This is a genomic window from Pseudomonas sp., from assembly GCF_026224925.1.
In the GTDB taxonomy this organism is placed as follows: Bacteria; Pseudomonadota; Gammaproteobacteria; order Pseudomonadales; family Pseudomonadaceae; genus Aquipseudomonas.
In genome coordinates, this window is the sequence record NZ_JAMFRV010000744.1 from 1 (window position 1) to 6,781 (window position 6,781).

Sequence of the window (6,781 nt, forward strand, 5' to 3'; positions counted from 1 at the left end):
AGTTTATTCAGCGTCAGGTAGCGCTCTGAGGTTTGAGTGTCCCCTGTTACCAGAAACTGCAAGTAATGCACCGCTCGGCGTTGCGCGCTGTCGCTGACAAACACATCGTTTTCAGTCAGCTCCAGCCGGGAAAACAGCGGTTTGATATAGCCTTGCAGCAATACCAGGCCGGCATTGTTAATCGGTATGGGCATCAGGTTTACCTGTCGTTTAAGTCGGGACGCCTGGGCTGTCATGGTTGTGCTCAGACTCAACAGGTACATGTCGAATTTTATACATCACGGATGGCAAATAACTGACACCCATAGCCGCCCATAAATTTTCTATCTTGGCAGATGGCGAGTTTTCAAACTCTAATCCAAGTGATTCAAGTCCGCTGGGCATCAACGGATCATTGGTATGATCCAGCACACGACTTTCTTGAAAAAAACCTATCGCCCAAGTGAGAAACTTAAGCCCCTCACTGTAGTTATCAAAATTGGCAGAAACAAGAATATCAAGATTAAGGTATATGGCAGGATTGACTTGGTTGCTCTGGTCAATACCAGGACGCAGCCCTCCAGAGAACTGCTTATTTCTTTCACACTCGAGGTTGATCAGCGTAACAATGACTTTATTAAAATTTTCCTTAGGCTGACTCATGTCGATATTGGATAGCTTATTCAAAACTACTATATTTCCATCTAATCCCGCTCGCGTAACGAGATATTGATTGAGTCTCTGTGTCAAATATTGCAGCGTTACATCAATCATACTGCTCATCCCGATTGGTTTTTATCGGTCGAGTATGGCTCTTTGTGCGTTAAGAAAAAAGCGACGGCGCTAAAGATGGTCGATTTTGGTTAAGCAAAAGCCCTGTAAAAACAGGGATTTTTTTTAAGCTTCAATCAAGCATCACTGAAAGGATGCAGTCCGATTGATCATTCCCACTCTATTATCATTGAAGGCTAGCTCTCTGGTTGGCTCGGAACCAGCCTTGCGCAGCGCCCGGTTTTCACGCAGCAGTGCATAGGTGAATACGATATAGATTAAGGTAGAACGCTGTTCGTCCACTGAGCCAAAAATCCCGCCAGCTTTTCTTCAACATGGCTCTCGACGGTTCGCAAACGAAGCAAGGGTATATCGCTTTTTTGCAGAATGCTGTTTTTCAGGGCATCTCGCTCGGCCTGTTCAGGCTCATCATGAGAGCCCCCATCGACCTCGATTACGCCCAGAGGCTTTTTCCCTACCTTAAAATAAAGCACGAAATCACAACTGGCATTGTTTTTCATGAACTCCAGTTCCCGTGCCGTCAAGACTTCATTGGCAACCGAGACCAGTTGTATCAACTTAATCTGAGCGTGAAACATGATCGCTCGGCAGGCATCTTGGGTAAGCGTCTCACGCAGTATCTGCGCCACGATCTGTTCGGATTTGAACGATGAATCATTCGGCCGAAGTCTTGCGTTAAGACGTGCGAGCGATCGGTCGTACTCCTTGTAGAGCAAATCAAAGGCCGAGATAACAGGCGCTCGGTGCACCTGCCTGTCATCTGCGTAATATTCAATATAGCGGATCAGCGCGGCGATATGCCCGTTGCTCGCCTTAAAGACATCATCCCCCGTGACCAGAGTGAATCTGTTCTTGGCTCTTGATACCGCCACATTGACCATGCGCGGATCATCCACGAAATCCAGACGGGCTAAACTCTTGTGCTTGTCCAGAACAGTAGAAAAGACAATTTCGTCGCACTCCCGGCCCTGAAACTTGTGCACAGTGTCATTGACGAAATCAGCCGGCAAATGCGCACTTGAGAGTGTCGACTGGGCCCTGAACGGAGCGATAAATCCTCTACCATCCTCGCCTTCCCATGCGCTCTCCCCCTCTCCTTCGAGCACTGCCAGCAACGAATCCAGCTCTCTAAGGTTGGTATTTTGACGCGTATGGTTTCCCTTGGCAGTGACGAGCAGCGTCAATGCCTGTTCACCGTCGTCCTGCGTCATCGGGACAAGCTGGTTGTCGTAGAACTGCTGATTACAGAACTGAATGATTCGGGGGTGGCATCGATAGTGCTCTTTAAGTAGCGTCATCGGAATCGAGTCCCTGAAAACACCGACGCACGAGTCGAGCAGACTGTACTTTTCGCAGTCGTAGTAGGGGGCAGGCGCTGCCATACCCAGACTTACTGGAATGTGTGCAAGCTGCTTTCTGTCACCGACAATGATCAGGTTCTTCGCGCAACCAAGTGCCAGTACTCCCGGGACGGTATCTTGCTGCGAGGCTTCGTCGATGATGACATAGTCAAGGACTGCGCCGGGTCCGAGGGAATTGATGATCGAATGCGTACTGCTGCCGATGATCGGATAGCGCTTCACGAACGCATCGAGCTGCCCTCGGTAAGTTTTCGCATCGAAGGTGTCATTATTCGAAATGTGAAGATGCAGGTGATACTTCAGATACCTCATCGAAGAGGATGTCAGCTCTTCCAGCAACACCTTGAAATTGCCGAGTCGCAACTCTTCCTGGTAGACAGCCAACGCCGTTTTCTTCTCAAGCAGGGCCTCATCGTAATAGTGGAGCTGCAAGCCATAGAAGACCGACTTGCGCTTGTCCCAATCATCCAATGGTTTGGTGCGCAGAATCCTGAAGTTGAACAACAGTTCGATCCTGTCCTTGATCCTAATACGCTCATCAGCGAGCTGTGCCAGATAAGCCATCAAGTCCGTAGTCTTTTGCGGCGACAGCTTGTATCTATCCAAAGCAGGTACTACCACACCGCTGTCCTTTTGCCATTGCAAGAGATAGCGCCGCTCTATGTCCAGCTCATCAATTTCGATCTGCAGCTGCGCTACCGCGTTGCGGGCGCCCAGACAGAGTTTGAGCTGCTGCAGGACGGCCTGGATGCTTTCCATTGTGGGCACAGGTTCGGGGTCCGCTGATGGTCGTGAGGAACGGTTTGCGAAAAACTCCTCTCGGTGCTCTTTGCTACCCAACTTGGCGACAAGATAATCCAGCCCGCACTTGCCCAGTTTTTCATAGACGTTCTTGACCGCAGAATTGTTATTGGACACTACCGCGACGGTTTTTCCCTGCAAGAGGACGTTGGCGATGATGTTCAGAATGGTCTGCGTCTTGCCGGTGCCGGGAGGCCCTTCGATCATACTTATTTGCGAGTTAAAAGCCTGCTCAGTGGCCTGGAGCTGGCTTTCGTTAAGGCCGAAGGGAAAGATGAAGCTTCTCGGCTGGTCCTGCCTACCATTCTGCCCTGCGCAGTAGGCGTGCAACGCAGTGTCCGCGCGCGACGGGATTGCCTGCAACTGGCGCAACACATTTTCGGCAATGACCTTTTGCTCCTTAGAAGAAGCGTTATTGATCCGGGCTGTTGCCACGGAACGGAAATAACCAAATGCGGATTCATCCTTGATCGTCGTCGGCGAGACGAACTCAATAGAGTCCATCTTGAAAAGGTAATGTCCTGTACTTCCGGGATATTGAACGACAGCGTATTTCTCACCGTAGATAACTGCCTTCTCGACGGCACTGAACACTAAACTTCCTCTTTTTCGAAAAAGCTTGTCATTCAGCTCTCGAGTGGGAATGACCTCACAGTCACTGAGCGGGCGGGAGAAAATCTTTTTAGAGGGGTAGTGGCAGGTAAGTGTCAATTCACCCTGCTTGCGATTCCACTGTATCTCCCAGTCGCTGATCTGACGGGTCTTGTCTTGACCACACACGTAGATGGAAACCATATATCCCTTAATCAGGCTTGATCAACGCCTGTCTGCATCCATGCCATGAGAATCCGAATCCAACGATTCGACCAATCGATGCCATTTTGGCATTGCAGATCAGTTTGACACTAATTCGCTCTGATGCGTCAAGCCTGCGGGGCAGCCATACAGTCAGTAAACACTCCTCCAGATACAACAAAGGCGCCTCACGGCGCCTTGTTTTTCAACTTATTCCCACTCAATAGTCGCCGGCGGTTTGCTCGACACGTCGTAGGTGACGCGGGAGATGCCTTCGATTTCATTGATGATACGGCCGCTGACAACCTCAAGCAGCTCGTAGGGCAGGTGCGCCCAACGTGCGGTCATGAAGTCGACCGTTTCTACGGCACGCAGGGCAACAACCCATGCATAGCGACGAGCATCGCCCACCACGCCTACGGACTTGACCGGCTGGAACACCACGAACGCTTGGCTGACTTTGTGATACCAGTCGGCCTTGCGCAGTTCTTCGATAAAGATGTGGTCAGCACGACGCAACAGCTCGGCGTATTCCCTCTTCACTTCACCGAGAATCCGCACGCCCAAGCCTGGGCCCGGGAATGGGTGACGGTAAACCATGTCGTACGGCAGACCGAGTTCGAGGCCCAGACGACGGACTTCGTCCTTGAACAGCTCGCGCAGTGGCTCTACCAGCTTGAGGTTCATCTCGTCCGGCAAACCGCCCACGTTGTGGTGCGACTTGATCACATGGGCCTTGCCGCTTTTCGCGCCAGCCGATTCGATCACGTCCGGGTAGATAGTGCCTTGGGCCAAGTACTTGATGTTGTCCAGCTTGCAGGATTCAGCGTCGAACACATCGATGAAGGTACGACCGATGATTTTGCGCTTCTTCTCTGGGTCGCTTTCGCCTGCCAAGTTGTCGAGGAACTGATCGGCAGCGTTGGCGCGGATCACTTTGACGCCCATGTTCTCGGCGAACATGGCCATCACTTGCTCGCCTTCATGCAAGCGCAGCAGACCATTGTCGACAAACACGCAGGTCAGCTGATCGCCGATGGCTTTGTGCAACAAGGCCGCAACCACTGAAGAGTCAACGCCGCCAGACAAGCCGAGCAGCACGTTGTCGGTGCCCACTTGAGCGCGAATGCTAGCGATAGCGTCTTCAGCGATATGCGACGGCGTCCACAGCGCTTCGCAGCCGCAGATGTCGAGGATGAAGCGCGACAGAATGCGCCCGCCTTGCTTGGTATGGGTCACTTCCGGGTGGAACTGCACGCCATAGTAGCCGCGCTTGTCGTCTGCCATGCCGGCGATTGGGCAGCTTGGAGTGCTGGCCAACAGATGGAAGCCTTCCGGGATTTCAGTCACTTTGTCGCCGTGGCTCATCCACACGTCGAGGCCGAAAACACCGTCAACATCGACGTGATCTTCGATGCCATCAAGGATACGGCTTTTGCCGACCACATCGACGCGAGCGTAACCGAACTCGCGCATCTCGGAACCTTGCACGCGACCACCCAGCTGTTCAGCCATGGTTTGCATGCCGTAGCAGATGCCGAAGACCGGTACGTTCAGGTCGAAAACAGCTTGAGGCGCCCGTGGGCTGCCAGCTTCGTGAACAGATTCCGGGCCGCCGGCGAGAATGATCCCGCGCGGGTTGAATTCGCGAATCGCTTCGTCGTCCATGTCGAACGGATGCAGCTCGCAATACACACCAATCTCACGCACACGGCGAGCGATCAGTTGAGTGTACTGCGAACCGAAGTCGAGAATCAGGATGCGGTGGGCGTGAATGTCGAGGGCCATGACTCTTCTCTCGTGGAATTCGGAAATAACACGGGGCTGCTATAGCAGCCCCGATTACCCGTGGGACCGAATTCATTCGGGAAGCAGACAACACGGTCTATCTGATCAACCATGTTGTTACTTTCGCGAATGAATTCGCTCCTACAGGAATAGCTAAACAGCGCTTTTAGCCGACGCGGTAGTTCGGCGCTTCTTTGGTGATCTGCACGTCATGGACGTGGGATTCAGCCATGCCAGCACCGGTGATACGCACGAATTCAGGCTTGGTCCGCATCTCTTCGATGTCGGCGCTGCCGGTATAGCCCATGGATGAACGCAGGCCACCCATCAGTTGGTGAACGATGGCAGTCAGCGAGCCTTTATAAGCAACGCGGCCTTCGATACCTTCTGGCACCAGCTTCTCGGCGCCTTCCGAAGAATCCTGGAAGTAACGGTCGGAAGAGCCTTGTGCCTGGGACATGGCGCCCAGCGAACCCATGCCGCGGTAAGCCTTGTACGAGCGACCCTGGAACAGTTCGATTTCGCCCGGAGCCTCTTCGGTACCGGCAAACATCGAGCCCATCATCACGCAAGAAGCACCCGCAACGATGGCTTTGGACAGGTCACCCGAGTAACGGATGCCGCCGTCGGCGATCAACGGAACGCCGGTGCCTTCAAGGGCAGCAGCAACGTTAGCAATGGCGCTGATTTGCGGCACGCCTACACCGGCAACGATGCGCGTGGTGCATATGGAGCCAGGACCGATGCCAACCTTTACAGCGTCAGCGCCTGCGGCGACGAGTGCCTTGGCAGCAGCGCCAGTGGCGATGTTGCCGCCAATGACTTGCACGTCAGGGAAGCTCTCTTTGACCCAACGGACGCGATCAATAACACCTTTTGAATGGCCGTGGGCGGTGTCGACCACCACCACATCAACGCCCGCCAGCACCAGGGCCGCAACGCGTTCAGCTGTGTCTTTGCCGGTGCCGACTGCAGCGCCAACGCGCAGACGACCTTGGTCATCCTTGCTTGCCAATGGATAGGCCTTGGCTTTTTCGATGTCCTTGACGGTCATCATGCCTTTGAGCGCGAACTTGTCGTCGACAATCAGGACTTTTTCCAGGCGGTGCTTGTGCAGCAACTCGCGCACTTCGTACTTGTCGGCGCCTTCACGCACGGTGACGAGGCGCTCTTTAGGCGTCATCACTTCGCGGACCTTGGCGTCCAGACGGTTTTCGAATCGCACATCGCGGGACGTCACAATGCCGACCAAGTCGCCGTTGTGC

Annotated in this window: 5 protein-coding genes; all 5 read right to left on the bottom strand. The window is 53.4% G+C overall.

Annotation, left to right across the window (positions count from 1 at the left end):
• Positions 1-194 (bottom strand): contractile injection system tape measure protein (locus tag M0974_RS30880; RefSeq protein ID WP_297845783.1); only part of this gene is annotated, 194 nt, incomplete at its 3' end.
• Positions 195-210: 16 nt separating this feature from the next.
• Positions 211-753: a DUF4255 domain-containing protein gene (locus M0974_RS30885; RefSeq protein ID WP_297845786.1), complete on the bottom strand. Its 543-nt coding sequence runs from the start codon at positions 751-753 to the stop codon at positions 211-213.
• Positions 754-1,028: 275 nt separating this feature from the next.
• Positions 1,029-3,728 (bottom strand): AAA domain-containing protein, encoded by a 2,700-nt coding sequence (locus tag M0974_RS30890; RefSeq protein ID WP_297845788.1) that lies wholly within the window; start codon positions 3,726-3,728, stop codon positions 1,029-1,031.
• Positions 3,729-3,938: 210 nt separating this feature from the next.
• Positions 3,939-5,516, bottom strand: a complete 1,578-nt coding sequence (gene guaA / locus M0974_RS30895; protein ID WP_297845790.1) for a glutamine-hydrolyzing GMP synthase — start codon at positions 5,514-5,516, stop codon at positions 3,939-3,941.
• A gap of 166 nt (positions 5,517-5,682) precedes the next feature.
• A partial coding sequence (locus M0974_RS30900) for an IMP dehydrogenase (protein WP_297845792.1) occupies positions 5,683-6,781 on the bottom strand: 1,099 nt, incomplete at its 5' end.